This window comes from Halarchaeum grantii, assembly GCF_014647455.2.
In the GTDB taxonomy this organism is placed as follows: domain Archaea; phylum Halobacteriota; class Halobacteria; order Halobacteriales; family Halobacteriaceae; genus Halarchaeum; species Halarchaeum grantii.
On the sequence record NZ_BMPF01000001.1, the window covers coordinates 965384 to 991549 of the forward strand.

The following is a 26166-nucleotide window of genomic DNA, read 5'->3' on the forward strand; positions in this document are numbered from 1 at the left end:
CGGGCACTCCACTCGAAACCGACCATGCGGCAAGCCGCCCTCCTCGTGCTCGCCGTCACCGCTGTCGTCCTCGCCCTCCCCATCGGTTCGGTCGCGGCGGCCGCCGACACCACCACGGCGGCGTCGAACACGACGCTCGGCGTCCACCTCCAGTCGGACGGGGACGCGCGCTGGACGGTATCGGTGACGTATCCCCTGAACGATTCCGACGATAGGGAGGCGTTCGCCGACCTCGCCTCCGACTTCGAACGCGGGCAGGGCGGACCGTCGCTCGCGGCGTTCCGCTCGGCCGCCGCCGACGCCGCCGAGCGGACCGGCCGCCCGATGCAGATCGTCGACCCCGCTCGGAGTCACGGCGTCACGAACCGCTCGGACGGCCGGGACGTCGGCACCCTCACGCTCGAGTTCACGTGGACGAACTTCGCGAACGCGTCCAGTGACCGACTCACGCTCGGCGACACGTTCGCCGGCGGCTGGTTCGGCGACCTCTACGCCGGGCAGACGCTTCGCGTGTATCCGCCGAGCGGCTACAGTCCCGACAGCGCCGACCCGCCGTCACAGCTCTCCGACGGAGCGCTGACGTGGACCGGCCCGCAGTCGTTCCCGGGCGGCGGCCCGACGGTCGTGTTCGTCGAGAGCCCCGGGGTTCCGTGGTTGCTCGTCGGCGGACTCGTCCTCGGCGCGCTCGTCGTGGGCGTCGTCGGCGCGTACGTGTGGCGCGGTTTCGGCGGCCGTGGCAGCCTCGACGTCCGCCAGAGCGCGGGCACGCGAGATCCGGGGCCGCCATCGGGCACCGACGGCGACGGGCCGACGGAACCACCGACGGCGCCCCGGGAGGCACCCGCGAGCGAAGCGGGTGACGGCGAGTCGGAGCCGGCGGAGGAGCTGTTGAGCGACGAGGAGCGCGTCGAGCGACTGCTCGAAGCGAACGGCGGCCGGATGAAGCAGTCGAACATCGTCGAGGAGACGCGGTGGTCGGACGCGAAGGTCTCACAGCTCCTCACGTCGATGGCCGAGGAAGGCCGGGTCGAGAAGCTCCGTATCGGCCGGGAGAACCTCATCACCCTCCCCGGCGAGGACGAAGAGTAAGCGGGTCGGACGGCCGTTGTCGGCGCGGAAACGTCCGATAGCGTTTTGCGTTCGCCGAAGCTAACACTCCGTATGGCAGACTGCCCACTCGCGGACGAATGTCCGAATTTCCAAGAGCAGATTTCGGGCATGGGGTGCCAGCACTTCGGCGATCGCGGGGGAATGGACTGGTGTCAGCACTACAGCCAGCCGATCTCCGAGCTGAAGACGGCTCCCGTCGTCCCCGGCGAGGAGGTCGTCCTCGACGTCGACGACATGCACGAGTCGGGCGCCGGCGTCGGCCGACAGGAGGACTCGGGCTTCATCGTGATGGTGGACGGCGTCCTCCCGCCGGCGCGCGTGAAGGCGAAGGTGACGACGGTGAAGCCGAACTACGCCCGCGCGGATCTGATCGAGAAACTCCCCGAGGAAGAAGGGGAAGACGAAGAGGAGGACGAGGAGGGAGCCGACGACGGGGCCGAGGGGGAGGACGGAAAGGAGGAGGACTCCGGTGGATCGTCACGCGAGCGCCTCGGCAGCCGCGACAACTTCTGGGGGCAGTAGCGCACGACCGCAGGACAGCAGTGTCGGCGAGCGGGGCGGTCGGCCCGGATGGAGTCGTGAAGTGCCGCTGGACACGACGGTATTGTATTCGATTCGAAAATTACCTTAGTTTTATTCCACAAGTTATGAGATAGACTTTCTATCGAATCGGTATTTCGTTGAAGTATGTCCGAGAAAGACATCACGGCGTACCTCACCGAAAACCCCCGCATGATCGGCGCGCTGTTCACGCTCGTGCTGCTACTCGCATCTGCGGGCAACACGGCGGCCGTCCTCGCTCCGAGCTTCAACGGTCCTTAAATATCCGATAGGTCGATCTTATCGCTCCAGTGTAAATCCCCGTCGAGTAGTATCGGAGAGCGACCAGATTCGAATATATTCTGCAGTATGTCCCGGCCAACCCGATAGTCGTGGTCTGCCGGGCTGGACAGATATCGTTCCGCGGACTCGGTGAACAGTGGCGATGAGATAGTCCCCGGACCGAAGTCGCGCGTCAAAAAGTCACGGATGACGACGTGGATGTCGTCTCCAGTCGTCTGGTCAGTTTCGATTACACCAATCTTGGGGCAGCCTCCTTGATGCTGACAGAGCGTCACGCCACCGCTCCCGACGATGGAGTACTGGTAGCCGGCCGCGACGTTCTCGGTCGCGACCGAGAGAGCGCCGTGGAGGTCAAAGCCGTTGTCGAGGAGGCGAGCGACGGAGCGTCCGACCTCGGTCGCGACGTGGTTGAAGACGTCATCGAGGGTGACGACGCCGCCGAGCGCACCGCGTTCGACGATCTCCATCCCCTGCGCGTAGGACCGACAGCCGTTGAGGATGAAGACGTCGACGTTCACCGAGTCGACGTCGCGGACGTCGAGGTACTCGTCGTCGCGACACTGGATGCCGTCCTCGGTAACGTGCCCGATAAAGTGGAGGAGGTCGGTCTCAGACTCCAGGACCGCCCGCGTTTGCTCGGCATCGAGGTCGAAGTCGGTCGTGATATCGAACTCGATGGCGTCCCGGAACCCGTAGAGGCTCTCTGCTTCCTCGCGCATGTCCGGATCGTTGCAGACGACGTGGACGTCGATGGTCGCGTCTCGTTCGGCCTGACGGTCGAGGCGGCGCTCGTAGGAGTCGACGGTCGGTTTCGACGCGCCGACGGGATAGTCCTCACCGACCCAAGCGTGTCCGACCGTCTCGGCCTCGACCGGCGAGACGATACGCTCGCTGGCGTCGGCGTCGCGGTCGACTGCACGGACAGTCGCGTCGCTCCCCGCCGACCGGACGAACGTGTCATCGGGTGCCGAACGGAAGAACTCGGCCACGGCGTCGGGTTCGGGCGTCGGGGTCGTCGTCTCGGCGGTCGGTGCGGGCGAGCGAACGAACGAGAGGTCGTTGACGAGGTGCGGAAGTATCTCGGCGTTCTCCGGGCCCGGATCGACGTCCGCGGTCAGGTGCCATTCGAAGACGTCCTCAGTGACGGAGAAGGGGACGTCCAGATACGCTGCGGTGCGCCCGGCGAGCGTGCGACCGTAGAGGGTCGCGAGGTCGAGGTCGGCGTGCTCGAGGACGGTGTCGCGCTCGTCCAGCTCGACCGGATAGATGCCCTCGGTACGGACGACGCAGTCGAGGGTGAAGACGTGGTGGAGGAGGGCGTTGGCGGAGCGCGCGACGTCGTCGTGGGGGAAGTCGAATGTCCGGTCCCCGGCAACGAGGCGCGGCGTCGATCCGGGAACGACATCGGCGCCGAGGTAGTACGCGAGCGTCGCGACGCTGTAAACGGCGTCGTATCGCGGGGGGACCTCGATTCGAACGCCGGTCGACGGCGGGTCGATGTTCTCGGGGACGGCGAACTCCTCGCCACGTGTGACTTTCGGCGGGTGACCGCGCATCGTCGGAAAGGAGCGCTCGGGACTCGTCGTCTTCAGCGCGGATCCGAACGTGGAGACGGCGCGCATCAGGTCGCAGGGATCGTCCCGGACCGTGACCGTTCCCGCAGGGTGGTCGTGGAACGACCGGACGCCGAAGGAGACGGCTGTAGGCCGGTCGAGCTCGACGGCCGTCGAACCGGACCGAGAGTCAACGGTGGCCGACGCGTTCTCGACGGCGACGTAGAGCTTCAGTGGAGCGCCGGATATTTCGAACTCGTAGGTACCACGGGCGACGTCCCCGACGGTACCTGCGGGAACGTCGTTGACGACCGTTCCGTCGCGGCGGACGAAGACGTCGGCGGGGTTGGGGAAGACGAGCGTGTCGGTTTCGACGACGATCGCTCGGGTCAGGGGGACGTGAAAGTCGTCGGCGTCGTCCACGTCGAACTCGGCGGTGCCGGTCTCGACGGTGTAGGTGACGTTCTCGATCCGGTCGTGAATCCGGACGCCGTCGGCGAACCCCTCGAACGCGATGTTCACGGGGAGAACACCTCTCTCCCGCCGACGAAGCGCCGACATCGACCGGGCGGTCCTCTCGTCCCGTTCACCCCGCCCCGTCTTCGCGGCGTCGTTCTCACGTGCGTCACCAGGGGGGCCATCGGTTCAAGCGTTTCGGGGACCCGGACGCCCGACAGGATGGTTTTTGTGGAGGGGGTTCGACGACGGCGGTATGGACCTCGGACTCACTGACGAGACGGCACTGGTGACGGCGAGTACGAGCGGCCTCGGGAAGGCGTCGGCGACGGCGCTCGCCGCCGAGGGCGCGAACGTCGTGCTCTGCGGGCGCGACGAGGGGCGCCTCGACGACGCGATCGAGGACGTTCGCGAGACGGCTACGGGCGACGTCACGGGCGTCAGCGCGGACATCACGGACCCCGACGACGTGGAGGCGCTCGTCGAGGCGACCGTGGAGGCTTTCGGGAGTCTCGACCACCTCGTGCTCTCCGCCGGCGGCCCACCGTCGGGGCCGTTCCTCGACACGGCGGAGCGCGACTGGTACGAGGCGTACGACCTGCTCGTGATGAGCGCCGTCCGCACCGTGAAGGCGGCCCATCCGTACCTCTCGGAGAGCGACGCGGGCACCGTCACCGCCATCACCTCGACGAGCGTCGAGACGCCGGTCGGCGGTCTCGTCCTCTCGAACGCGGTGCGACGCGGCGTCATCGGCCTCGTGGAGACGCTCGCGGTCGAGCTCGCGCCGGACGTCCGCGCGAACGCCGTCCTCCCGGGGCCGTTCGAGACGCCGCGCATCGAGGAGCTCGTCGAGCAGGCCGTCGAGCGCGGCGAATATCCCGACTACGAGACCGGCATCGCGGACTGGGGCGTCGACATCCCGATGGAGCGCGTCGGGGCCCCGCAGGAGCTCGGTGACGTCGTCGCCTTCCTCGCGAGCGAGCGCGCGTCGTACGTGAACGGCGTCTCGCTCCCCATCGACGGCGGCCGCCTCCAGCAGGGGTAGTCAGAACAGGTCGTCGCCGCGGAGTTCGGCGACGACGTCGCGGACCCGCTGACCGTCCGCCTTCGGGACGACGAGCACGCGGTCGTCGTAGGCGGCGACGACGAGGTCGTCCACGCCGACGACGGAGACGTGTTTGTCGTCGCTCGCGATGACGTTCCCGGACGCGTCGAGGGCGAGGGCGTCGCTCGCGAGCGTGTTCCCGTCGCCGTCACCGTCGAGGACGCGTTCGAGCGCGTCCCACGACCCGAGGTCGTCCCAGTCGAAGTCGGCGGGGACGACGGCGGCGCGGTCGGTCCGCTCCATGACGGCGTAGTCGACGCTCACGGGGTCGACGCGGTCGAACCCGCGCTCGGGGTCGCCGGCATCGAGCGCGTCGATGAGCGGCGCGAGCGGGCCGTCGCGCGCCTCCGCGAGGAAGACCTCGGGGCGCCACGCGAACAGCCCGGCGTTCCAGAGACACCCCGCCTCCCGGAGGCGCGCGGCGGTCTCGGCGTCGGGTTTCTCCCGGAAGGACGCGACGTCGGCGTAGCCGTCGTGAGCGGCGCCGGGCTCGATGTAGCCGTACTCGGTCGCGGGCCGGTCGGGTTCGACGCCGAACGTCACGAGTTTCTCGCGCTCGGCGGCGACCCGACAGCCGCGCCGAGCGACCTCGCCGAAGCCGTCGCCGACGACGTGGTCGGCGGGGAGCGCGCAGAGCACGGCGTCGGCGTGTTCCTCGCGCACGCGATGGCTCGCGTAGGCGAGCGCCGGCCCCGTGTCCTTCGCGACGGGTTCGACGAGGACGTCGGCCTCGGGGACGTGCTCGCGGACGGCGTCGGCGTACGCCTCGCGGGTGAGAACGCACACGTCGTCGGCGAACGCCGCGCGGTCGGCCGCGCGCCGGAGGAGCGAGCGCGAATCGGCGCCGAAGGACTGGAACTGCTTCGGTCGGTCCGAGCGACTCGCCGGGTAGAGCCGCGTCCCGGTCCCGCCGGCGAGGAGGACAGCGACGGTCCTCACCACGTCTCCACCTGTCCGTCCCGAACGTCCTCGAGACAGCCCTCGCAGGCGGGGTGGTCGGCGTCGAAGCACGCGGGCGTGCCGTCGTCGAGCGCGACGGCGCGCTTCTCGGCGTGGCGGCGGCAGACGATACGGACGCGGCCGGCGTCGTCGCGCGGCAGTTCGCCGCTCGTTCGGCCCTCGCGATAGGCGGCGACGGCCTCCGCGTATCGGCGGCCCGCGCCCCGGGCGAGGCGGTCGACGACCCCGGAGTCGTCCTCGGTCATACGTCGGCGTAGCGCCCGCGTCGACATAGGCCTGTGGCTCGCACGGCACCACTTTCGCTTCGGTGAGGGAGAGTTTATAGACCAGTAGGCCGTATCCGTTCCCGTCTCCCACCCGAAACACACGCGGAGACGGAAACCCCGACTATGAGCGACATACAGCAGACCGCGCAGCAGCTACACGACCAGTTCTCGGAGCACCTCGACGTGGACGTCGAGGAGATCGAGGAGCGCCTCGAACAGTACGTCGAGGAGTACAAGATACCGCTCGACGAGGCCCGGCGCTCCGTCGAGAGCCACTACCTCGACGAGGCGGGCATCGAGCGCGACGAACTCGGCCGCGGCGGCAACCCGACCGTGCAGGCCGCCGACGTCGACGCGCCCGACGAATGGGTGGACATCACCGCGAAGGTCGTCGACCTCTGGGAGCCCCGGAGCGACAGCGTCGCGCAGGTCGGCCTGCTCGGCGACGAGTCCGGCACCATCAAGTTCACCAAGTGGGCGGCCTCCGACCTCGACGAACTCGACGAAGGGCAGGTCTACCGCCTCGGGAACGTCGTCACCGACGAGTACCAGGGCCGCTACTCGGTGAAGCTCAACCGCACGACCACCATCACCGAGGTGGACGAGGACATCGAGGTCGGCGACGACGAGACGAGCGTCGAGGGGGCGCTCGTCGACATCCAGTCCGGCTCCGGCCTCATCAAGCGCTGCCCCGAGGAGGACTGCACGCGCGTCCTCCAGAACGGCCGCTGCTCCGAGCACGGCGAGGTCGAGGGCGAGTTCGACCTCCGCATCAAGGGCGTCCTCGACGACGGTGAGGACGTCCACGAGATCATCCTGAACGAGGAAGCGACGACCGACCTCACCGGGATCGGTCTCGAGGAGGCGAAACAGCAGGCGATGGACGCCCTCGACACGACCGTCGTCGCCGACGAGATGCGCGAGATGCTCCTCGGCCAGTACTACCGCGTCACGGGCCCGACGCTCGGGCGCTACGTGCTCGCGAACGACGTCGAAGCGCTCTCCGAACCCACCGACGCCGAATCCGTCCTCATCAAAGCGAGGTCGATGTAGATGTCCAGCAACCAGTCCACCCCCACGCGCGAGGTCGCCCGACGCGTCTTCGCCGACGAGTTCAACGACGCCACGTTCACCTTCAAGGAATCCGACGACGAGCGCGCGCCGCTCTACAGCCTCCTCCCCACCGGGGAGAAGGCGAACCGCGTCTTCCTCGTCGGCACCCTCACCGAGACGGAGGACGTCGGCGAGGACTCCGAGTACTGGCGCGGCCGCGTCGTCGACCCGACCGGGACGTTCTTCGTCTACGCCGGCCAGTACCAGCCGGACGCCGCGAGCGCGCTGCGCGACCTCGAGACGCCGACGTACGTCGCCATCGTCGGGAAGCCCCGCGCCTACGAGACCGAAGACGGGACCGTCAACGTCTCCGTGCGCCCCGAGTCCATCACCGAAGTCGAGACGGCGACGCGCGACCGCTGGGTCGTCGAGACGGCCGAGCGCACCCTCGAGCGCATCGACGCCTTCGACGACGAGGGCAACGAGTACGCCCGGCGCGCCGAGGAGGAGTACGACCTCCCGCTGCGGCGCTACAAGCAGGCCGCCATCGACGCCCTCGAGTCGCTCGACGAGACCGACGACGAGGAAGTCGCCGAAGCCGCCTGAGACGCGGCGTCTGACGAAGAACTAAGGCCCGAGACCCCGTTTTTTCGAGCATGGGCAACAAGAACAAGACCGTCTCGTTCCGCGTGAACGAGGACACCTTCGACGCCCTCCGCGACATCGCGGAGGAGCGCGACCTCTCGTTGTCCGCCGTCTTCCGGGACTACGTCGACGCGCTCGTCGCGAACGACGGCCGCGTGCGCGTCGTCCCGACGGACGACGTCGGCGAGGACGTCGAGGACGCGGAGTTCCCGCCGAAGGTCGAGGTGCCCAAGAGCTTCGTCCGCGAGCACGAACGCCTCGAACTCGAGGCCGAGCACCTCCGCGAGCAACTGGAGGAGCACAAGGCGTACATCAACGCCCTCCGCGACGAACTCGACGACGCGGAGGACGTCGAGGACGTCATCCACCTCGACGACCTCGAGGGCGAGGACGAGGAGTCCTTCCGGCTCGGCTAACCGGCGAGGACGCGCCACGTGAGGACGTTCTCGAAGCAGTAGTTCACGACGAAGCCGACGCCGAGGCCGACGACGTTCGCGGCGAGATACCAGACGCCAGCGCGAGTGAGCGCGAAGAGGACGGCGATGCCGGTGGCGAGGCCGACGGCGCGGACGGCGTTCGACGTGAGGAGGCGTCTCGCGAGCGCGCGGACGCCACGCGCGCCCCACGAGTCGAACGTCCAGCGCTCGTTCACGGCGAACATCAGGATGATGCTGGCTTCCGCAGCGACGAGTTTCGCGGGGAGGAGCCCGAACGCGAGGACGTCGTGGAGGACGACGAGCGCGGCGTTATCGAGAAGCGCGCCGAGCGCGCCGACGGCGAGGAACTGGCCGGCGCGCGCGGGTTGGAGGAGGGCGGCGGCGACACGTCTGATGGAGGGCATGCGGACGTCTACACCGTGACAGCTACGGAATACTTCACGCTTTGGATTCGGTCGCCGGACAGAGCACAAGACACATACCGGACAGAACGACACCGATAGGTCGTGAGCGCCCTCCACGCCCTCGGCTGGCTCGCCGCCCTCCTCGTCGTCGCGGCGGCCGGCCTCCCGCTCGCCGCCCGCGTCCTCCCCGACGACCACGCCGCCGGCCTCGCGCCGGCCATCGGGCTCGCCGCCGTCACGCTCCCCGCGTACTGGCTCGGCCACCTCGCGTGGGGCCGCGCGACCGCCGCCGTCGCGGCGCTCGTCGCGCTCGGCCTCGCCCTCTTCGTCGCGCGCCGCGACGGCCTCCCGCCGGTACCCCTCGGACCGGTCCTCGCGTTCGCCCTCGCGTTCTGCGGCCTCCTCGCCTATCGGTCGGTGTTCCCGGGCGTCTATCCCGCAGGCGGCGAGAAGTTCCTCGACTACGGGCTCCTGAAATCACTGTCGCGTGCGAGCGCCCTCCCGCCACAGGACGTCTGGTTCGCCGGCCGCCCCGTGCGCTACTACTACGGCGGCCTCCTCGCCGTCGCGAGCATCACCGAGCTGTCGGGCGTTCCCGTCCGCTACGCCTACAACCTCGGGCTCGCGACGTTCTACGCGACGCTCGCGAGCGCGGCGTACGCCGTCGCCGCCGCCGTCGCGGATGCGAACGGCGACAGCCCCGTGGCGGGTGGCGCGTTCGGCGCGTGCCTCGTCGCCGTCACCGGCCACCTCGCGACCCCCGTCCGCGTCGTCGTCGGCCTGCTCCCCGAGGACGTCGCGCTCCCCGCGTTCGACGTCGCCTTCGCCGGCATCCGCATGGATGCGGCGGACGCCTACGCGCACTACCACAGCCTCGGCGAGTGGACGCCGTGGCTCGGGCGCTACGTCGCCCCCGGCACCCTCCACGTCACGCCCGCGTGGGAGTACACGAACGGCGACCTCCACGCGCACATGCTCGCTACGCCCTTCCTCCTCGTCGCCGCCGCCCTCGCGTTCGCGCTCTCGCGGGTCGACGAAGCGCGTCGCGCGCTCGCGCTCCTCTGCGGGATGGGGGGCGTCGCCGGCCTCCTCGCGCTCGTCTCCACGTGGAGCTACCCGAGCGCCGTCGGCCTCACCGGCCTCGCGCTCGCGCTCGCCGACCGGCATCCCGCGCGGCTGCTCGGACGCCACGGCGCGCGCCTGCGTTCCGACGACGCGCTCCGCGACGAACTCGGCCGTCTCGTCGTCGCCGTCGCGGGCGCGCTCGCCGTCGCGCTCGGCGGCGCCGCGCTCGCGAGCCCGTTCCTCCTCTTCCACACGCCCGTCAACGGCGGCGTCGGCGTCCTCCCGCCGCGCACGCCCGTCGTCCCCTTCCTGCTCGCCGCCGGCGTCCCGCTCGCCGCGTTCGGCCTCCGCGTCGCAGGCGACGCGACCGTCACACGGCAGACGCTCACCGCGTTCGGCCTCCTCACCACCGGCATCGCGCTCGCCACGCTCGCGTCGCTCGGCACCGCCGCCCTCCTGCTCGCGTGCATCGCCGCCGGCTGGTACCTCCGTCGACGCCGCGACGCCGGCTTCGACCTCCTGCTCCTCGTCGCCGGCGCCGGCCTCCTCCTCGCCGTGGAGTTCACCTACGCGAAAGTCTGGCCCCACGACCCGAACGCGCCCCGCTGGAACACCGTCTACAAGGTCTCGATGCAGGCGTGGGTGCTCTGGGGCGCCGGTGCCGGCGCCGCGCTCGCGGGTGTGCTCCCGAACGTCCGCCCGCGCCTCCGCGCGCTCGCTCGCCCCCGCGAAATCGACGTCTCGGCCGGGCAGATCGCCCGCGTCGCCACCGTCGTGCTCGTGCTCGGCGCCGGCCTCGCCTTCCCCGCGCTCGCCGTCAGCGACCGCGTCGGCTACGTCGCCACCCACGGCGCCGACCCGACGCTCGACGCCACCGAGTACGTCGAGGAGCGCCACTCCGGGGAGGCCGCCGCCATCGACTGGCTCGACGCCCGCGAGGGCTCCCCGCACCTCGTCGAGGCCCCGGGGACGCCGATGTACCAGTTCCGCAGCGAGGCCAGCAGCCTCAGCGGCCTCCCGAGCGTCGTCGGTTGGCACCACGAGCAGGGCTATCGCGGCCCCGAGGCGTGGCAGACGCGCACCCGCGACGTCGGTGCGATATACAGTGCGCGCTGGGCGAGCGCCGCCCTCCTCCTCGACAAGTACGACGTCACCTACGTCTACGTCGGTCCGAACGAGCGCGAGCGCTACGACGTCCGCTCGTTCGACCACCCTGGCGTCGAGGTGGCGTTCGAGAACGACGCCGTCACGATATACGAGGTCGACGCCGACGCCGCCTGCGAGGCGGTCCGAGCGGACTGTCCGCGCGCCTGAGCGGCGTGCGGAGCACCCGAGTGAACTCGGACGTTCGCTCGGCGACCGACGCGTGCACCGGTCCCCGACGCGGAGCGCCGGTGGTGCTCGTCGTAACAATCTGCATCGAAAAGAGGCGCCGCAGGGCGCGGCAAGCACCTACGCGAGGGGCGTTCGCTCGACGACCTGGCCGTCGTACGTCGGGTACTGCTCGACGATTTCGCCCTCGGTGATGTCGCCCTCCTCGACCATCTCCTCGAGGAGCCACCACGCGACCTCGACGTGCTCGGACTTGACTGTGTAGAACTCCTCGGGGACGCCGAGGGCGTCGAGTTCCGCCGGCGATATCCACGTCTTCCCGTAGACGAGCGTGCCGTCCTCGGTGACTTCGTCGAACTCGCGGCGGACGTTCTTCGCCATGCGCTTCAGACGACTGCGGTGCTGGGCGGCGTCCTTGAAGACGCTCGTGCAGAAGTAGACCTTCTCGTGGTGGGCCATCTCCTCGAGGATGGCGTCCTTCGAGCCCTCGACGGCGCTCATGTGGCCGTCCTGAAGCTCGTAGCCGGCCTCCTGCATCCGCTCGTAGTTCCCGTCGCTCATCTCGAACTCGTTGACGTTGCAGAAGTCGGCGGCGCCCTCGTCGAGGAACTCGAGGAACTCCGGTTCGGCGCGGATACCCGGGATCTCGAAGGCCGGCGTGAGGCCTTCCTCGCGGGCGATGTAGAGGATTTCTTCCCACTCGGTTCCGTGGAGGTCGCCCCAGAGTTCGTAGGGCGGGTGGAACCGGATCTCGTCGAGGCCCGCCTCGCTGAGGCGGCGCATGTTCTCGCGGCCACCCGTGATCCCGGTGTAGAGGTGGGTGTGGTGGTCCTCGCCGAACTCCTCCTTGAGGAGGCGGAGGTAGCGGGTCGTGCGCTCCATCGCCTCCTGCGGTTCGCCGCCCGTGATGGAGGTGCCGAGGGCGTCCATCTTCTTCGCCTCCGCGACGACGTCCTCGTCGCTCTCGACCGGGCGCTCGTTGGCGTAGACCTGCGTGACGTTCTTCCGGTTCTCACCCAGCGGGCAGTAGAAACAGTCGCGCTGGTCGCAATACCCATAGACGAAGAGGACCATCTTGCCCCCTTGCGCGCACTGCTCGCAGCCCTTCGAAATCATTCGGTATCACCGTTGTAGCGCGTCAGGACTCAAAAACCGCACGGGTTCGCTCGCCCGTGCGCGACGACCACACGCGCCGGGCGGCATCGGCCAAAGGTCGCGAGCGCTCCCAAACCTCAATAACCGTCGACGGCGTACGGGGCGGTGATGCTGTTGGTCCTCTGCGTCGATCTCGACGACGACCTCGGCCGGAAGACGGGCCTCGAAACGCCCGCCGTCGGCCGGGACGCCGTCGAGGCCGGCGCCGTCGCGCTCGCCACCGCCGACCCCGAGGACAGCGACGTCAACGTCCTCTTCGAGGGCGTCCACCTCTACGACGATCTCGCACCCGAGGAGACCGTCGAAGTCGCCGCCGTCACCGGCCTCGAAGGGAGCGACGTGCAGGCGAACCGCGCGGTCGGCGAGGAGGTCGACGAGGTGCTCGCCGGCCTCCAGACCGGCGAGGAGGTGCGCGCCGTCGTCGTCACCGACGGCGCGCAGGACGAGTCCGTCCTCCCCGTCATCCGCTCGCGCGTCCGCATCGACAGCGTCCGGCGCGTCGTCGTCCGCCAAGCGCAGGACCTCGAGTCGATGTACTACACGATCAAGCAGGTGCTGAACGACCCGGAGACCCGAGGGACCATCCTCGTTCCGCTCGGCGTCCTCCTGCTCATCTATCCGCTGGCGGTCCTCGCGTCCTTCCTCGGGCTCCCCGGGGCGGTACTGGGGCTCTCGTCGGCCGCGCTCGGCCTCTACGCGCTCTTTCGTGGGTTGGGGCTCGCCGACGTCGTCGACGACCTCGTGGAGCGCGCTCGCGACAGCCTCTACACGGGTCGCGTGACGCTCATCACGTACGTCGTCGCCGCCGCCCTCCTCCTCATCGGCGGCGTCGAGGGCGTCAACCGACTCGCCGAGTACCGCCAGACCGCCGGCGGGTCGCTCCCCGTCACGTCCGTCGTCGCCGCCCTCGTCAACGGCGCCGCCACCTGGTTCGCCGCCGCCGGCCTCACCTCCAGCGTCGGCCAGATCACCGACGAGTACCTCCACGACCAGTTCGAGTGGCAGTATCTCAACGCCCCCTTCTACGTGCTCGCCATCGCCGCCGTGCTCTACGCGCTCAGCGGGTTCTTCCTCCAGACGGTGTCGCTCCCGACGCTCGCCGCCGTCCTCACCGGCGGCACGCTCATGAGCGTCCTCAGTACGCTCGCGTTCGCCATCATCGAGGGGCGCGAGGAGAGCGAGGACGGCGACGTGCGAGCCGCCTGAGCGGACGACCGCGCCAGCGGCCACGACGCTATCGCTCGCGTTCGCGCGACCCGAGACCGAGGCTACCGCTCGCGTTCGACCACGAACGTCGCGAGTTGCGCCATGTACTCGCGGGCCTGCCCGTCCTCGAGGGCCGCGTCGTCGAGCGCCGCGAGCGCCGCGTCCGACTCCGCGTCCGCGAGCGCGTTCACCTCCTCGACGGAGCGGTCGGTGACGCGCAGGACCGAGGGGCGGTCCATCTCCTCGTCCGTCCCCGCGGGCTTCCCGAGCGCGTCCGTCTCCGCCGTGACGTCGAGGACGTCGTCGCGGAGTTGGAACGCGACGCCGACGCGCTCGGCGTACTCGCCGAAGGCATCGACGGTGTCGGGGTCGGCGTCCGCCGCGATCGCGCCGAGTTCGGCGGACGCGCGGAAGAGCGCGCCCGTCTTACGTCGCGCGAGCTCCATGTACTCGGCCTCGTTGGAGGGCCGGTCGACGAGCTCGGTGGCCTCGCCCTGCCCGAGTTCCACGAGCGAGTCCGCCGCCGTCTCGAGGGCGCGCGCGTCGTCGCTGAAGAGCGCGAACGCCTCGCCGAGCAACCCGTCCGAGGCGACGATGGCGGGCCCGTAGCCGTGCGCCGCCCACGCCGACGGCTCGCCGCGACGCAGCTCCGAGCGGTCGATGATGTCGTCGACGACGAGCGACGCGTTGTGCACGAGCTCGACGCCGACCGCGTAATCGAGGGCGGCCTCGCCCTCGCCGCCCGCGGCCTCACAGCAGAGCACCGCGAGCGTCGGGCGAACGCGCTTCCCGCCCGCGAGCGTCGACTGCTCGAGCTTCTCGCGGAGCGCCGGCGGCTCCACCCGCCCAAGCACCTCTCGCAGGTGTTCCTCGATGGCGTCCCGCCGTGCCTCCACGTACTCCATTGGCCCCTAGTCGGGGCCGCAGGCTCAAAAGCGTCCGTCTTTCCGCCGCGTTCGCCTAGTGGCCCTCGAGTTCCGCGCGGGCGTTCGCGGCGCGCCGCGCCTGCTCCTCGCGGCCGTCCACGTTCGCGAGGTCCTCCGTCGCCTCCAGCGTGCGGACGGCGTTGTCGAGGAAGCCGTAGAGGTCGCCCGGGTACGCGTAGACCATGTAGTCGTCCGTCATCACGTCCACCATCGCCTCCGGGTCGAGGCCCTGCGCGCGCAGGTCGAGGAGGTACGCGATGAACTTGCGCTCGGGGTGCCCGCAGTAGGGGTTCGCCTGGCAGTCGCAATCGAGGAAGTCCTTCGAGAACTCGAGGACGCGCTCGGCGGTCGCGTCGTTGAGTTGGTCGAAGTTCCCGCCGCCGAAGAGCACGTCGAGGGTCGCGCCGCTGAACGCGCCCTTCGGGAAGTTCGCGTCCAACTGGCTGACGAGCTGGCGGTGGTTCTTGATGTAGATCTTGTCCGTGACTGCCACTACACGTCGAGAGGGGCGCTTCGCCGAAAAGCGTGTCGCGTTCGAGTGGGCCGTTTCGTAACGCCTATTAACGGCAGGGCGCTACGAACGAATGCAGTGTCCGGGTTGGGGTAGTGGACTATCCTTCAGCCTTGTGGAGGCTGAGACGCGGGTTCAATTCTCGCACCTGGACCTTTCTGCCGCGAGTCACAGTGAGTAGCCGAGCGTCCGAGCGGGCGGAAGTGAACCACGGGAGTCGCGGCGCGGACGGACGTGAGCCGCCGCCTCACCGAGGTTCGCTTCTCGCATCCGGATCGCTTCGTCGCGTGCCGGCCCGTCGAGCGCTGCGTATGCGCGCCGTCGCGCTCAGGACGAGCGGCCGGCGCCGGCGTGCTCGTCCGGGTTCGGCGACGGCACCTGCGAGCCTCGGCCGGCGGACTGGATGATGTCGAACGCGGTGACGAGGTCGGTGCGGGTGACGAGGCCGACGAGTTCGCCGCTCCCGTCGATGACGACGAGGCGGCCGATGCCGCTGTTCTGGATGCGTTCGAGGGCGTCCATCGCTTCGGCGTCCGGCCCGATAGTCTCGACCTCCGACGTCATGACGTCCGAGACGTGGTAGGCGTCGCGCTCGACGGGGTCGACCTCGCGGGCGTCCTCGAGCGTGACGACGCCGACGACGCGGCCGTCGTCCATGACGGGGTAGCCGGTGTGGCGCTCGTCGAACATCCGCTCGGTGAGCTCGGCGACGGTGTCGTCGGGGCTGACGGTCTTCACGTCGCTCGCGGGCGTCATGACGTCGCGGACGGTGACGCCCTCGAAGGCGGCGTTCATCACGGTGCGCTGGCTCTCCGAGGACGCGCCGATGTAGATGAAGAAGGCGATGGCGACGAGCAGGAGGTTGCCGAAGAGGCCGACGATGCCGAGGATGACGGCGACGACCTTCCCGACTTCGGCGGCGAGCTGGGTCGCGCGGGCGAACGAGCGGTTGCGCGCGAGGAGCGCGCGGAGGACGCGCCCGCCGTCCATCGGGAAGCCGGGGAGGAGGTTGAACACGGCGAGGACGACGTTCGCGATGGCGAGGTAGCCGACGACGAAGAGGACGGGGGGAACGCCGGAGAAGACGCCGGCGGTGAGCGGGAGGTAGCAGACGACGCCGATGGCGACGCTCACCGCGGGGCCGGCGATGGCGATGAGGAACTCCTGCTGCCAGTCCTCGGGCTGCTCTTCGAGGTTCGCGACGCCACCGAGCAACCAGAGGGTGATGGACTCGATGGGGTAGCCGTAGTGCATCGAGACGAGACTGTGCCCGAGTTCGTGCAGGAGGACGGACGCGAAGAGGCCGACGGCGGCCGCGATGCCGAGGAGCCACGGCGTCGCGCCCTGTGAGAGCGTCCCCGTGGGGAGGCCGAGCTGCCACGTCTGATTGAGCGTCGTGACCCACGTCTCGGTCTGCCACCCGATGAGGGCCGCGAGCACCGGGAGAACGAGCAGGAAGGTGACGTCGAGCTTGATGGGGATGCCGAAGGCGCTCCCGACCTTGTAGCTCCGCATGCCCCGGGTTTCGAACGTGACCAGTATAAACGTCGGTGGCCGGCTCTCGGCGGAACGTGCCGCGTCGGGAGCGCGCTCTCAGGCCGGAGCGAACCCCTGAAATAGCCGGGTACCCTAGTCAGACTCGTGTCGAAGCAGGTCCAGCGGGTGGACACGCTCTTCGTCCACGAGGCGAACGGCGACTACACCGTCGTCGCGCAGCGTGACGGCGAGCGGCTGTTCCAAGCGCGCCTCGAGACGAAGGAGACGAGCGCGGGGCCGCGCCCCGGAAAGTTCCGACTGAAGACCGGGAGCGACGAGGACCCGCGCTCGCCCGACGAGTTCGTCGAGATCGCGCGTCGGGCGACGCGCATCCGCGTCTCCGAGCAGACCTCGCGCGCGGGCCGCCGCGAGATACGCGACCTCCTCGAGGGCTACCAGCTCGCCGAGAAGGCGAAGGTCGTGCGGACCTGTCGCTACTGCGCCGGGCGGGGGCGCTACTCGCCGATCACCGAGGAGACGTCCGTCGAAGCCGACGGCGAGCGCATCTGTCAGGACTGTGCGATCGGCGAGCTCGAGCGCGAGCTCGCGTTCAAGGGTGATCTGACGGGCGCCGCCGAGGAACGACTCGAGGACCTCCTCCTCGAGGTGGGGGACCTCGACCGCATCGTCGGCCTCCTCGAGGGCCAACTCGACCCCGACCTCACGAAGTTCGACGAGGTCTCCGCGAACGTCGACGACGTCGACCCCTACCCCGTGAGCGACCTCGACCTCCATCCGGGCGTGCAGGGCCTCCTCGAGGACCGCTTCGAGACCCTGCTCCCCGTCCAGAGTCTGAGCGTCGAGAGCGGCCTCACCGACGGCGAGGACCAACTCGTGGTGTCCGCGACGGCGACCGGGAAGACACTCATCGGCGAAATCGCGGGCCTCCATCGCGCGCTCAGCGGGAACGGGAAGATGCTCTTCCTCGTCCCGCTCGTCGCGCTCGCGAACCAGAAACACGAGGACTTCGAGGAGGAGTACGGCGACCTCGTGGACGTCAGCATCAGGGTGGGGTCCTCGCGCATCCGCGACGACGGCCAGGCGTTCGACCCGAGCGCGGACGTCATCGTCGGCACCTACGAGGGCATCGACCACGCCCTCCGGACGGGCCGCGATTTGGGGGATATCGGGACCGTCGTCATCGACGAGGTCCACACCCTCCAAGAGGACGGGCGCGGGCACCGCCTCGACGGCCTCATCACCCGACTCAAGCACTACTGCGAACAGCGCGAGCAGGCCCGGGAGAGCTACACGGGCGCGCAGTGGATCTACCTCTCCGCGACCGTCGGCAACCCCGGTGGGCTCGCGAAGAAGCTCCGCGCGAACCTCGTCGAGTTCGAGGAGCGCCCGGTCCCCATCGAGCGCCACGTCACCTTCGCGGACGGCCAGGAGAAACCGCGCATCACGAACAAGCTCGTCCGCCGCGAGTACGACACGGAGTCCTCGAAGGGCTATCGCGGCCAGACCATCGTCTTCACCAACTCCCGGCGGCGGTGTCACGAGGTCTCGCGCAAACTCGACTACCCGTCGGCCGCGTACCACGCCGGCCTCGACTACGGCGAGCGCAAGAAGGTCGAACGGCAGTTCGGGGATCAGGACCTCGCCGCCGTCGTCACGACCGCCGCGCTCGCCGCCGGCGTCGACTTCCCCGCGAGCCAGGTTGTCTTCGACACGCTCGCGATGGGGATCGAGTGGCTCACCGTCCAGGAGTTCGAGCAGATGCTCGGGCGCGCCGGCCGCCCCGACTACCACGACAAAGGGAAGGTGTACATGCTCGTCGAACCGGACGCCGTCTACCACAACTCCATGGAGATGACGGAGGACGAGGTCGCGTTCAAACTCCTGAAGGGCGAGATGGAGGACGTCGTCATGGCCTACGACCAGAACGCCGCCATCGAGGAGGTGCTCGCGAACGTCGTCGTCGGCGGGAGCGCCGCCAAACGCCTCAGCGACCGGATGGTCGGCGACGTCCCCACGAAGCACGCCATCGGGAAGCTCCTCGAGTACGGCTTCATCGACGGCCTCGACCCGACGCCGCTGGGTCGGACCGTCACGACGCACTTCCTCAACCCCGACGAGGCGTTCAAGATGCTCGACGGCGTGCGCAAGGGGATGGACCCCTACCGGATCGCCGCCGAGATCGAACTGCTCGACGAAGAGGACTGAGCGGGGCTACACGTCGAAGAAGCCGCGTTCAGAGCGCCGGCAGCGCGAGCAGGCCGGGGACGAACGCGACGCCGAACACCGAGAGGAGGACGACGAGTATCGCGCCCGGGAAGCCCGCGACGGCGACGACGAGCAGCGTGAGCGGCGTTATCGCGACCGAGACACCGAAGACCGCCTGTACGACGAGCAGGGTGAGCAGGCCGACGACGGCGTTGACGACGAACGGTTTCACCGCGCGGACGACCCGGTACGCGCCGACGAGCGCCGCGAGCGCGAGCAGGAGGACGCCGACCTCGAGTGGAGTGACCATACCCGAAGGGCGAGCGCGCACAACGTAACACTTACCGCCGCGCGATGGCTACTGACAGGTGCGGGATCGTGGGTTAGCTTGGTATACTCTGGGCCTTGGGTGCCCAAGACCCCGGTTCAAATCCGGGCGATCCCATCTCTGACAGTAGTTCCGGGGAGCGACGCGCCCGTCCGCGACGCCGCTCGCCGTCGCGGCGTGAGTCTGCCCGTTCAGTTTCACCGTCCTTTGCGAACCTTCTTACGGCGTCGCGCGCTACCTACGTGAGCAGAATGGCTCAGGCTCAGGACCAAGACCTCGTCGACCGATTCGAGACGTTCTTCCGCCGATACTACAGCGATAAGGTCGGCGACCTCGCCCGGAACTACCCCCGGGACCAGAAGAGCCTCCGCGTCGACTGGGCCGACCTCTATCAGTTCGACGCGGACCTCGCCGACGACTACCTCCGGCATCCCGACCGACACCAGGATGCCGCCGAGCAGGCGCTCGTCAACTACGACCTCCCGATCGACGTCACGCTCGGGCAAGCGCACGTCCGCGTGCGGAACATCGCGGAGGCGACGGACATCCGCGCGCTGCGCTCCGAGCACCTGAACACGTTCGTCGCCGTGCAGGGGATCGTCCGGAAGGCGACCGAGGTCCGCCCGAAGATCGAGCAGGCGGTGTTCGTCTGCCAGCGCTGTAACTACGAGACGCAGGTCCCTCAGTCCGATTCGGGCTTCCAGGAGCCCTATCAGTGCGAGTCCTGCGAGCGGCAGGGCCCGTTCAAACTCGACCCGGAGAAGTCGGAGTTCATCGACGCCCAGAAACTCCGGATTCAGGAGAACCCGGAGGGGCTCGCGGGCGGCGAGACGCCGGAGAACATCGACGTCCACGTCGAGGACGACCTCACCGGGAGGGTGACGCCCGGCGACCACGTGACCGCGACGGGCGCGCTCCGCCTCGACCAGAGCGAGGGGTCGAACGAGAGCCCGATCTTCGACGTCTACATGGAGGGGAACTACGTCGAGATCGAGGACGAGCAGTTCGAAGACATGGAGATCACGCCGGAGGACAAGGAAGCCATCATCGAGATCTCCCAGCGTCCCGGTATCTACGAGGACATGGTGGACTCCATCGCGCCCTCCATCTACGGCCACCGGCAGGCGAAGCTCGCGATGCTCCTCCAGCTCTTCAGCGGCGTCACGAAACACCTCCCGGACGGCTCGCGGATCCGGGGCGACCTCCACATGCTCCTCATCGGTGACCCCGGGACCGGGAAGTCGCAGCTCCTGGCGTACGTCCAGAACATCGCGCCGCGCTCCGTCTACACCTCCGGGAAGGGGTCGAGTTCGGCGGGGCTGACCGCGGCGGCGGTGCGCGACGACTTCGGGGACGGCCAGCAGTGGACGCTGGAGGCGGGCGCGCTCGTGCTCGCCGACCAGGGTATTGCGGCGGTGGACGAGCTCGACAAGATGGCCGCGGACGACCGCTCGGCCATGCACGAGGCCCTCGAACAGCAGAGCATCAGCGTCAGCAAGGCCGGCATCAACGCCACCCTCAAGTCGCGGTGCTCGCTGCTCGGCGCCGCGAACCCCAAGTACGGCCGCTTCGACCAGTACGAACCCATCGGCGAGCAGATCGACCTGGAGCCCGCGCTCATCTCCCGCTTCGACCTCATCTTCACGGTGGCGGACCAGCCGGACCCGGAGGAGGACGCGAAGCTCGCCCAGCACATCCTCCAGACGAACTACGCGGGCGAGCTCCACACGCAGCGCGAGCACCTCCCCTCCGCGAACTACACCGAGGACGAGGTGGCCGCGCAGACGGACGAGGTCGCCCCGGAGATCGACGCCGAGCTCCTCCGGAAGTACATCGCGTACGCGCGGCGGAACGTCTACCCCGCGATGAGCGAGGAGGCCCGGCAGGCCATCGAGGAGTTCTACGTCGACCTGCGCGCGGAGGGCGCCGACGAGGACGCGCCCGTGCCCGTGACCGCGCGAAAGCTCGAGGCGCTCGTGCGTCTCGCGGAGGCCTCGGCGCGCGTCCGACTCTCCGATACGGTCGAGAAGGAGGACGCCGAGAAAGTCATCGCCATCGTGCGCTCCTGTCTGGAGGCCATCGGCGTCGACCCGGAGACCGGCGAGTTCGACGCGGACGTCGTGGAGACGGGGACGTCGAAGAGCCAGCGCGACCGCATCAAGAACCTGAAGGCGCTCATCGAGGACATCGAGGACGACTTCGAGGAGGGCGCGCCCGTCGAGGAGGTGCTCCAGCGCGCCGAGGACGCCGGGACGGAGCGCGGGAAGGCCGAGCACGAGATCGAGAAGCTGAAGAAACAGGGCGAGGTCTACGAGCCCTCGAACGGCCACCTGCGGACGACGTGAGCGACGCCGCAGCACACGCGGACGCGTAGGCTTTTCTTCGCCCGCCGACTATCGGGTGACGATGGATCGGATCAGCGCGCTCCGGAACGTCGAGGAGACGCTCGCGGCGCTCGAGAGCGGCGAGACCGACCTCGCGAGCGCGGAGGAGCGCGTCAGCGCGATACTGCGGACGTACGCGACGACCTACGACGGCGACCTCGCGGCGTGGCGGGCGTCGGGCGACCCGCCTGCCGACGGGCTCGTGGTGCTCGCGGCGAGCGAGCGCGAGGCGCGCGAGCGGGTTCGCGACCTCGTGGGCGACCCGGACGTCCGCGTCTCGGTGGCGCGCGTCGAGTGACCGGCGGCGCTCCGAGCGGCTACCTTTTATTCGTCGGCAGCTAGGTACGTTCAGTGTTACTCGTGGTCGCCTACTCGCGGGCCGCCCGGCAGGCCCTCCGGAACAGCTGCTCGACGCACGAAGACGTGGTGGTGCGGCGCTTCGGCCGCGCGGTCCTCCTCCGCGAGACGGAGTTCGGCGCGTTCGTCGCGTGTCGCCTCCGCGAGCGCTTCGGCACGGACGTCGAGGTCGAGCGGACGGAGCCGTTGAACGAATACCGCGACGTACCCGCGCGCGTCCGCGAGGCCGCCGAAGCCTACGAGGCACGCGACTCGCCGAGCACGCCGTACGCGAAGTTCGCGATCGGGTCGGCGCATCCGACGCCCGAGGAGATGCGCGACGCGCCACTAGAGGAGTAGATGGAGGCGCGCGTCGGCGGCCGAGTCGTGCGGACGAACGCCCTCGACGTGCGCGAGGACGACATCGCGCCCGGAGACGCGCTCGCGGCGATACGAAACGCGGAGGGGTGGATCACGTGCCCGGTTCCGGGGGGCGTCCACGCGTCCGTCGGCCTCCTCGATGGGGCGACGTTCGCGGACGCACACGCCCTCGAGCGTGCGCTCGCCGCCGCCGCCCGCTCACGCGGCGAGCGCTCGGCGGTGGACGACGACGTCGCGGCCGTGCGCGCGGCGCTCGCCGAGGCGCCACCGGACGTGGAGGGAGTCCGCGCGGCACGCGAGCGCGTCGCGACGGCGGCGGCGGCCGTCGAGGCGCTCCGCGAGCGTACCGAGCGCTTGGGCGGGATGGTCGCGGCGCTTCGGAGAGCGGGCGCGGAGGACGAGTCGGTGAGCGCGGAGCACCGCGAGGCGGTGACCGCGCTCGTGGACGCGGAGACGGAGCACGTGGCGGCGCGCGAACGACTGGACACGCTCCGGGAGGCGGCCCGGCGCGCGCGGGACGCCCGGGAGCGGCGCCTCCGCCTCGAGGACCGCGAGCGCCGACTCGAGCGGGCGGCACGAGCGGAACTCGCGGACCGAGTCCGGCCGGCCTTCGAGCGCGCGCGGTGTGCGGTCCCGGACGGCCCGTGGCGGGACGCGTACGCGCTCGCCCGGGTCGCACGGGTTCGCGCGCCGGTCGTCGTCGCGGGCGGGCCGTTCGAGCGCGCGTCGCGCGCGATGGCGTGTCTGGACGCGCCCGTCGTCCTCACCCGAGCGCGCGTTTAAGTAGTCGAGCGGGACCACTCCCGCGCATGGCTCTCACTCTCTCCAGTCGTGCGACCGAGCACGACGGCGTGACGCTCGTTCGCGCCGTCCTCCGAAACGGCGGCGACGCGCCGCGCGGCGTCCGCGTGGCGAACGCCCTCGACGCCCCGGTGTTACCGCCGCGGCCGGGCGGCGTCGTCGCGGACGGTTGGGACGACGGCGGCTACGAGGGCGTCGTCGACGCCGGGGAGTCGCGCGCGCTCGGCTACGCGTGCCGGGCGGCGCCGCGCGAGGACCCGTGCAGCATCGAGTACGAGGAGCGCGCCCGCGAGACCGGGCGACGGCGAAGCGTCGCGGACGCGGTTCGCGACCTCGGCGACCCGCGACCGCCGGTTGCGGGCGTGCCGACCGCTGAACCACCGGACACGAGCGACGCGGGGGTCGAGATTCCGCGAGCGGTCGCGGCGTGGCTCGACGGCGTGGAAGCGCGGATTGCGGCCGGGACGGCCACGCCGGAGGACGACCGGGCGCTCGCCGCCCTCGGCGCGCGCGTCGCGGCGCTCCGGGAGGACGCATGATCCTCGCGGTCGTCGGTGGGAAGGGCGGCGTCGGGAAGTCGACGGTGGCGTTCGAACTCGCCGCGCTCCGGGGGGCGGTCGTGGTGGACGCGGACCTCGCGATGGCGGACCTCCCGACGGCGCGCGGGCCCGACCTCCACGACGTCCTCGCGGGGCGCGCTGACCCCGTGGAGGCCGTCCGCGAGGGCGGCGCGGTCGACATCCTCCCGTGCGGGCGGACGCTCGCCGGCGCGAGAGCGTGCGACCTCGGGGCGCTCGGGGGCGCGCTCGAAGCCGTCGAACACGCGTACGGGGACGTGGTCGTGGACTGTGCGGCGGGGATGCGCGCGGACGTGGGCGTGCCGCTCGCGGTCGCGGACGCCTGCGTCGTCGTCACCGCGCCGGAGCGTCCGGCGCTCGCCGACGCGCTCCGGGCGCGCGAGCTCGCGCGGACGTTCGACGCGGGGCTCGCAGTCGTCGCGTACAATCACGCCGGCGAGGCGCCCGCGTCGGTGGAGCGCGCGCTCGGCGCGCCCGCGGTGGCGATCCCGAGCGACGACGCGGTGGTGCGCGCTCGGCGCGCGGGGCAGCCGGTGACGCGGCTGTTCCCGGACGCACCCGCGGTATCGGGGTTCGCGGCGCTCGCGGAGTCGATACGGGCGTGCGGGCTCTGAAGGAACCTGTGACCGAGTAGCGGACCGGAGAGCGTCGACTGTTGGGAACGAACGGAGCGCTGGAGAGCGAGTATCGTGCTTATTCGAGGTCGTAGAAGGCGTTGCGGACGGTGACGGGCGTGACGCCGGCGGCGTCGGCGGCCTCTTTCTGCGTGAGCGTGAACGCGTGGTCGCGTGCGGCGGCGTAGAGGCAGGCGGCGGCGACGCCGCTGGGTTTGCGCCCGCCCGTGGCGCCGGTCTCGCTCGCCTCGGCGGCGAGTTCGGTGGCGCGGCGTTCGACCGCGCGCGGGACGTCGAGGTCGGTGGCGAAGCGCGGAATGTACTCGCGGGCGTCGATGGGGCCGGTGGGGAGGCCGAGTTCGCGGTTCATCGCGGCGTAGGCGGCGCGGAGTTCGTTCGCGTCGGCGCGCGCGACGGCGACTATTTCGGGGACGGTGCGCGCGACGCCGTTCGTCCGGCAGACGGCGTAGATGGCGGCAGCGGCGAACCCTTCGAGCGAGCGCCCACGGATGAGGTTCTCGGATTGGGCGGAGTCGAAGAGCACGCACGCCTGGTCGCGGACGCTGTAGGTCATGGAGAGCGAGCTGACGACGCGGCGGATCTCGGTGAAGGCGTAGATCTGGTTGCGCTCGGCCTTGCTGGCGACGTTCGCGCGGTTGTGCTGGCGGCGGAGGCGGGCGAACTGGCGGCGCTTGCGGCCGGTGAGTCGCGACGAGTACCCGATCTCGGTGCTGAGGCCGCGGTCGTGCCGGGAGCGCGTGAGCGGCGAACCCACACGCCCTTTCGGCAAAAACTGCCTTGATATGCAGTTTGAACATCAATCAGACCATGATTATTACCAAGACTCACCCGATAGCCTCGGGTACGGTATTGCTCCGCTGAGCACCCCAACCAACAGTCAACACCATGTCAATCAATGTCGAACGCACACGCCGCGCGAGAACAGGCCGCAAATCGGCGCGTCTCACGGGCTTTGCAGGATTCCACCATGCACGACACGGACCTGCAACCCCTAACGCCCGAAGACGCAAAGGAACGCTACCTAAGAGCACTTGAAGACGACAAGGCAGACGGAACCATCCGAACGCGGGACTACAAACTCCGTCATTTCGTCCGATGGTGCGACGAGAAAGGCATAGACAACCTAAATAACCTCAATGGGCGGGACCTTGAGGACTACAAGCACTGGCGAAAGGAAGACGGCGACTTGAAAAAGACGACTGTCAGAACCCAAATGTCCGTTATTCGCGGGTTTATCGAATACTGCGGTCGGATAAATGGTGTCCACCCCCAACTACACGAACAGGTGATACTGCCCAAACTCGAAGACGGGGAAAACCGTAGTGAGGACACCATAGAAGCCGACCGCATACAGGACATACTCGGCTTCATGGAGAAATTCGAGTATGCCACAAGGGACCATGTTGTTCTCCTGTTACTGTGGAAAACGGGCGTCAGAACTGGGAGCCTACGGTCCCTTGACCTTGAGGACTACCACGACCGCGAGCCTGCCCTTAGACTGGAACACCGCCCCGAGACGGACACCCCGCTCAAGAACAAGTCAAACGGGGAGCGAATGGTTGCCCTTGGTGAGAAAGAGGCAGAGGTGTTAGACGACTTCATTCGACACAAGCGGCAGGATGTTACCGATGAACACGGGCGTAAACCCCTAATCACCACTAAGAACGGGCGTATTGGCAAGGTCACTATCCGTCGGACAACGTACCGATACACTCGCCCCTGTGTCGTCGCAGGGGGTTGCCCTCACGACAAAGACCCTGAGGATTGCGGGGCGGCAATGAACTACGACAAGGCTTCGGAGTGTCCCGATAGTGTGAGCGCACACCCCTTCCGTCGGGCGGCAATCACTCACCACCTAAACAACGACGTTCCGAAGCCTATGGTGAGCGACCGTATGGATGTCTCACCTGACGTGATAGATGAGCACTATGATGCCGAAGATGAGAAAGGGAAAATGAATCGGCGTAGGGAATACGTGGAGAGTATCTAAAACA

The 26166-nt window shown here is 69.3% G+C and carries 26 protein-coding genes, 2 tRNA genes and 1 pseudogene; 19 read left to right on the forward strand and 10 right to left on the reverse strand.

Annotated elements, in window-relative coordinates; all coding sequences use genetic code 11:
- The first annotated feature begins 24 nt into the window (after positions 1-24).
- The 3 genes from IEY12_RS05270 (at position 25) to IEY12_RS15845 (ending at position 1932) form a co-directional block, all read left to right on the forward strand.
- Positions 25-1089: a helix-turn-helix transcriptional regulator gene (locus tag IEY12_RS05270; protein ID WP_188879984.1), complete on the forward strand. Its 1065-nt coding sequence runs from the start codon at positions 25-27 to the stop codon at positions 1087-1089.
- 72 nt (positions 1090-1161) lie between these two features.
- The gene (locus IEY12_RS05275) at positions 1162-1632 is read left to right on the forward strand and encodes a TRAM domain-containing protein (RefSeq protein ID WP_188879986.1); all 471 of its coding nucleotides are present in this window, start codon (positions 1162-1164) and stop codon (positions 1630-1632) included.
- 165 nt (positions 1633-1797) lie between these two features.
- Positions 1798-1932 (forward strand): DUF7503 family protein, encoded by a 135-nt coding sequence (locus tag IEY12_RS15845; protein WP_268245998.1) that lies wholly within the window; start codon positions 1798-1800, stop codon positions 1930-1932.
- Here IEY12_RS15845 and IEY12_RS05280 read toward each other — a convergent pair.
- Positions 1929-4028, reverse strand: a complete 2100-nt coding sequence (locus IEY12_RS05280) for a hypothetical protein (protein WP_188879989.1) — start codon at positions 4026-4028, stop codon at positions 1929-1931. The two genes, IEY12_RS15845 and IEY12_RS05280, sit on opposite strands and share 4 nt — an antisense overlap.
- 190 nt (positions 4029-4218) lie before the next feature.
- Between IEY12_RS05280 and IEY12_RS05285 the strand changes: the two genes are divergently transcribed.
- Positions 4219-5007, forward strand: a complete 789-nt coding sequence (locus IEY12_RS05285; protein WP_188879991.1) for an SDR family oxidoreductase — start codon at positions 4219-4221, stop codon at positions 5005-5007.
- Here IEY12_RS05285 and IEY12_RS05290 read toward each other — a convergent pair whose 3' ends face one another.
- Positions 5008-6009 (reverse strand): mannose-1-phosphate guanylyltransferase, encoded by a 1002-nt coding sequence (locus IEY12_RS05290; protein WP_188879995.1) that lies wholly within the window; start codon positions 6007-6009, stop codon positions 5008-5010.
- Positions 6003-6272 carry a DUF7091 family protein gene (locus IEY12_RS05295; RefSeq protein WP_188879997.1) on the reverse strand — a complete coding sequence of 90 codons (270 nt, stop codon included), beginning with the start codon at positions 6270-6272 and terminating at the stop codon, positions 6003-6005. The genes IEY12_RS05290 and IEY12_RS05295 overlap by 7 nt, the downstream gene beginning before the upstream one ends.
- Before the next feature lie 144 nt (positions 6273-6416).
- Between IEY12_RS05295 and IEY12_RS05300 the strand changes: the two genes are divergently transcribed.
- The 3 genes from IEY12_RS05300 to IEY12_RS05310 are packed head-to-tail and all read left to right on the forward strand — an operon-like array spanning position 6417 to position 8407.
- Positions 6417-7346 (forward strand): replication factor A, encoded by a 930-nt coding sequence (locus IEY12_RS05300; RefSeq protein ID WP_123074896.1) that lies wholly within the window; start codon positions 6417-6419, stop codon positions 7344-7346.
- The gene (locus IEY12_RS05305) at positions 7347-7952 is read left to right on the forward strand and encodes an RPA family protein (RefSeq protein ID WP_123074894.1); all 606 of its coding nucleotides are present in this window, start codon (positions 7347-7349) and stop codon (positions 7950-7952) included. It begins immediately after the preceding gene.
- 50 nt (positions 7953-8002) lie between these two features.
- The gene (locus IEY12_RS05310) at positions 8003-8407 is read left to right on the forward strand and encodes a DUF8146 domain-containing protein (protein ID WP_188880000.1); all 405 of its coding nucleotides are present in this window, start codon (positions 8003-8005) and stop codon (positions 8405-8407) included.
- Here the strand turns inward: IEY12_RS05310 and IEY12_RS05315 are convergent.
- Positions 8404-8832: a GtrA family protein gene (locus IEY12_RS05315; protein ID WP_188880008.1), complete on the reverse strand. Its 429-nt coding sequence runs from the start codon at positions 8830-8832 to the stop codon at positions 8404-8406. The two genes, IEY12_RS05310 and IEY12_RS05315, sit on opposite strands and share 4 nt — an antisense overlap.
- Positions 8833-8934: 102 nt before the next feature.
- Between IEY12_RS05315 and IEY12_RS05320 the strand changes: the two genes are divergently transcribed.
- Positions 8935-11211, forward strand: coding sequence for a DUF2298 domain-containing protein (locus IEY12_RS05320; RefSeq protein WP_188880018.1), 2277 nt, complete (start codon positions 8935-8937; stop codon positions 11209-11211).
- Between the two features lie 138 nt (positions 11212-11349).
- On the opposite strand, the gene IEY12_RS05325 is transcribed toward IEY12_RS05320, so the two are convergent.
- Positions 11350-12345, reverse strand: a complete 996-nt coding sequence (locus IEY12_RS05325; protein WP_188880036.1) for a radical SAM protein — start codon at positions 12343-12345, stop codon at positions 11350-11352.
- A gap of 147 nt (positions 12346-12492) precedes the next feature.
- Here IEY12_RS05325 and IEY12_RS05330 point away from each other — a divergent pair, with 147 nt between their 5' ends.
- Positions 12493-13590 (forward strand): DUF373 family protein, encoded by a 1098-nt coding sequence (locus IEY12_RS05330; protein WP_188880041.1) that lies wholly within the window; start codon positions 12493-12495, stop codon positions 13588-13590.
- 62 nt (positions 13591-13652) lie between these two features.
- Here the strand turns inward: IEY12_RS05330 and IEY12_RS05335 are convergent, their stop codons facing one another.
- Positions 13653-14495 carry a polyprenyl synthetase family protein gene (locus IEY12_RS05335; RefSeq protein ID WP_188880043.1) on the reverse strand — a complete coding sequence of 281 codons (843 nt, stop codon included), beginning with the start codon at positions 14493-14495 and terminating at the stop codon, positions 13653-13655.
- Positions 14496-14550: 55 nt separating this feature from the next.
- Positions 14551-15009: a DUF5814 domain-containing protein gene (locus IEY12_RS05340; RefSeq protein WP_188880047.1), complete on the reverse strand. Its 459-nt coding sequence runs from the start codon at positions 15007-15009 to the stop codon at positions 14551-14553.
- Positions 15010-15108: 99 nt separating this feature from the next.
- Between IEY12_RS05340 and IEY12_RS05345 the strand changes: the two genes are divergently transcribed.
- Positions 15109-15181, forward strand: a tRNA-His gene (locus IEY12_RS05345).
- Between the two features lie 173 nt (positions 15182-15354).
- Here the strand turns inward: IEY12_RS05345 and IEY12_RS05350 are convergent.
- Entirely contained in the window at positions 15355-16542 is a 1188-nt protein-coding gene (locus tag IEY12_RS05350; RefSeq protein ID WP_188880055.1) for a CBS domain-containing protein, read from the reverse strand.
- Positions 16543-16668: 126 nt separating this feature from the next.
- On the opposite strand from IEY12_RS05350, the gene IEY12_RS05355 reads away from it, so the two are divergent.
- Positions 16669-18729, forward strand: coding sequence for a DEAD/DEAH box helicase (locus IEY12_RS05355; protein WP_188880057.1), 2061 nt, complete (start codon positions 16669-16671; stop codon positions 18727-18729).
- A 28-nt stretch (positions 18730-18757) separates the two neighbouring features.
- Here the strand turns inward: IEY12_RS05355 and IEY12_RS05360 are convergent, their stop codons facing one another.
- On the reverse strand, positions 18758-19039 hold the full coding sequence (locus IEY12_RS05360; protein WP_188880059.1) for a pro-sigmaK processing inhibitor BofA family protein: 282 nt from the start codon (positions 19037-19039) through the stop codon (positions 18758-18760).
- 62 nt (positions 19040-19101) lie between these two features.
- On the opposite strand from IEY12_RS05360, the gene IEY12_RS05365 reads away from it, so the two are divergent.
- The 7 genes from IEY12_RS05365 (at position 19102) to IEY12_RS05395 (ending at position 24151) form a co-directional block, all read left to right on the forward strand.
- Positions 19102-19174: transfer RNA gene (locus IEY12_RS05365), tRNA-Pro, on the forward strand.
- A 134-nt stretch (positions 19175-19308) separates the two neighbouring features.
- The gene (locus IEY12_RS05370) at positions 19309-21402 is read left to right on the forward strand and encodes a minichromosome maintenance protein MCM (protein ID WP_188880061.1); all 2094 of its coding nucleotides are present in this window, start codon (positions 19309-19311) and stop codon (positions 21400-21402) included.
- 61 nt (positions 21403-21463) lie between these two features.
- Positions 21464-21739 carry a DUF7854 family protein gene (locus tag IEY12_RS05375; protein ID WP_188880063.1) on the forward strand — a complete coding sequence of 92 codons (276 nt, stop codon included), beginning with the start codon at positions 21464-21466 and terminating at the stop codon, positions 21737-21739.
- Between the two features lie 53 nt (positions 21740-21792).
- A complete protein-coding gene (locus tag IEY12_RS05380) occupies positions 21793-22137 on the forward strand; it encodes a DUF7855 family protein (protein WP_188880073.1) in 345 nt (114 codons plus the stop codon).
- Positions 22138-22941, forward strand: coding sequence for a DUF7856 family protein (locus IEY12_RS05385; RefSeq protein WP_188880076.1), 804 nt, complete (start codon positions 22138-22140; stop codon positions 22939-22941).
- Between the two features lie 26 nt (positions 22942-22967).
- Complete coding sequence (locus IEY12_RS05390; RefSeq protein ID WP_188880078.1) at positions 22968-23498, forward strand: DUF7857 domain-containing protein; 531 nt, start codon at positions 22968-22970, stop codon at positions 23496-23498.
- A complete protein-coding gene (locus tag IEY12_RS05395; protein WP_188880081.1) occupies positions 23495-24151 on the forward strand; it encodes a MinD/ParA family ATP-binding protein in 657 nt (218 codons plus the stop codon). Before IEY12_RS05390 ends, IEY12_RS05395 begins: the two co-directional genes overlap by 4 nt.
- Before the next feature lie 79 nt (positions 24152-24230).
- On the opposite strand, the pseudogene IEY12_RS05400 reads toward IEY12_RS05395, so the two are convergent.
- Positions 24231-24929: pseudogene (locus IEY12_RS05400) on the reverse strand (transcription initiation factor IIB); the annotation flags it as partial.
- Between the two features lie 210 nt (positions 24930-25139).
- Between IEY12_RS05400 and IEY12_RS05405 the strand changes: the two are divergent.
- On the forward strand, positions 25140-26162 hold the full coding sequence (locus tag IEY12_RS05405) for a tyrosine-type recombinase/integrase (protein ID WP_188880083.1): 1023 nt from the start codon (positions 25140-25142) through the stop codon (positions 26160-26162).
- The last annotated feature ends 4 nt before the right edge of the window (positions 26163-26166 follow it).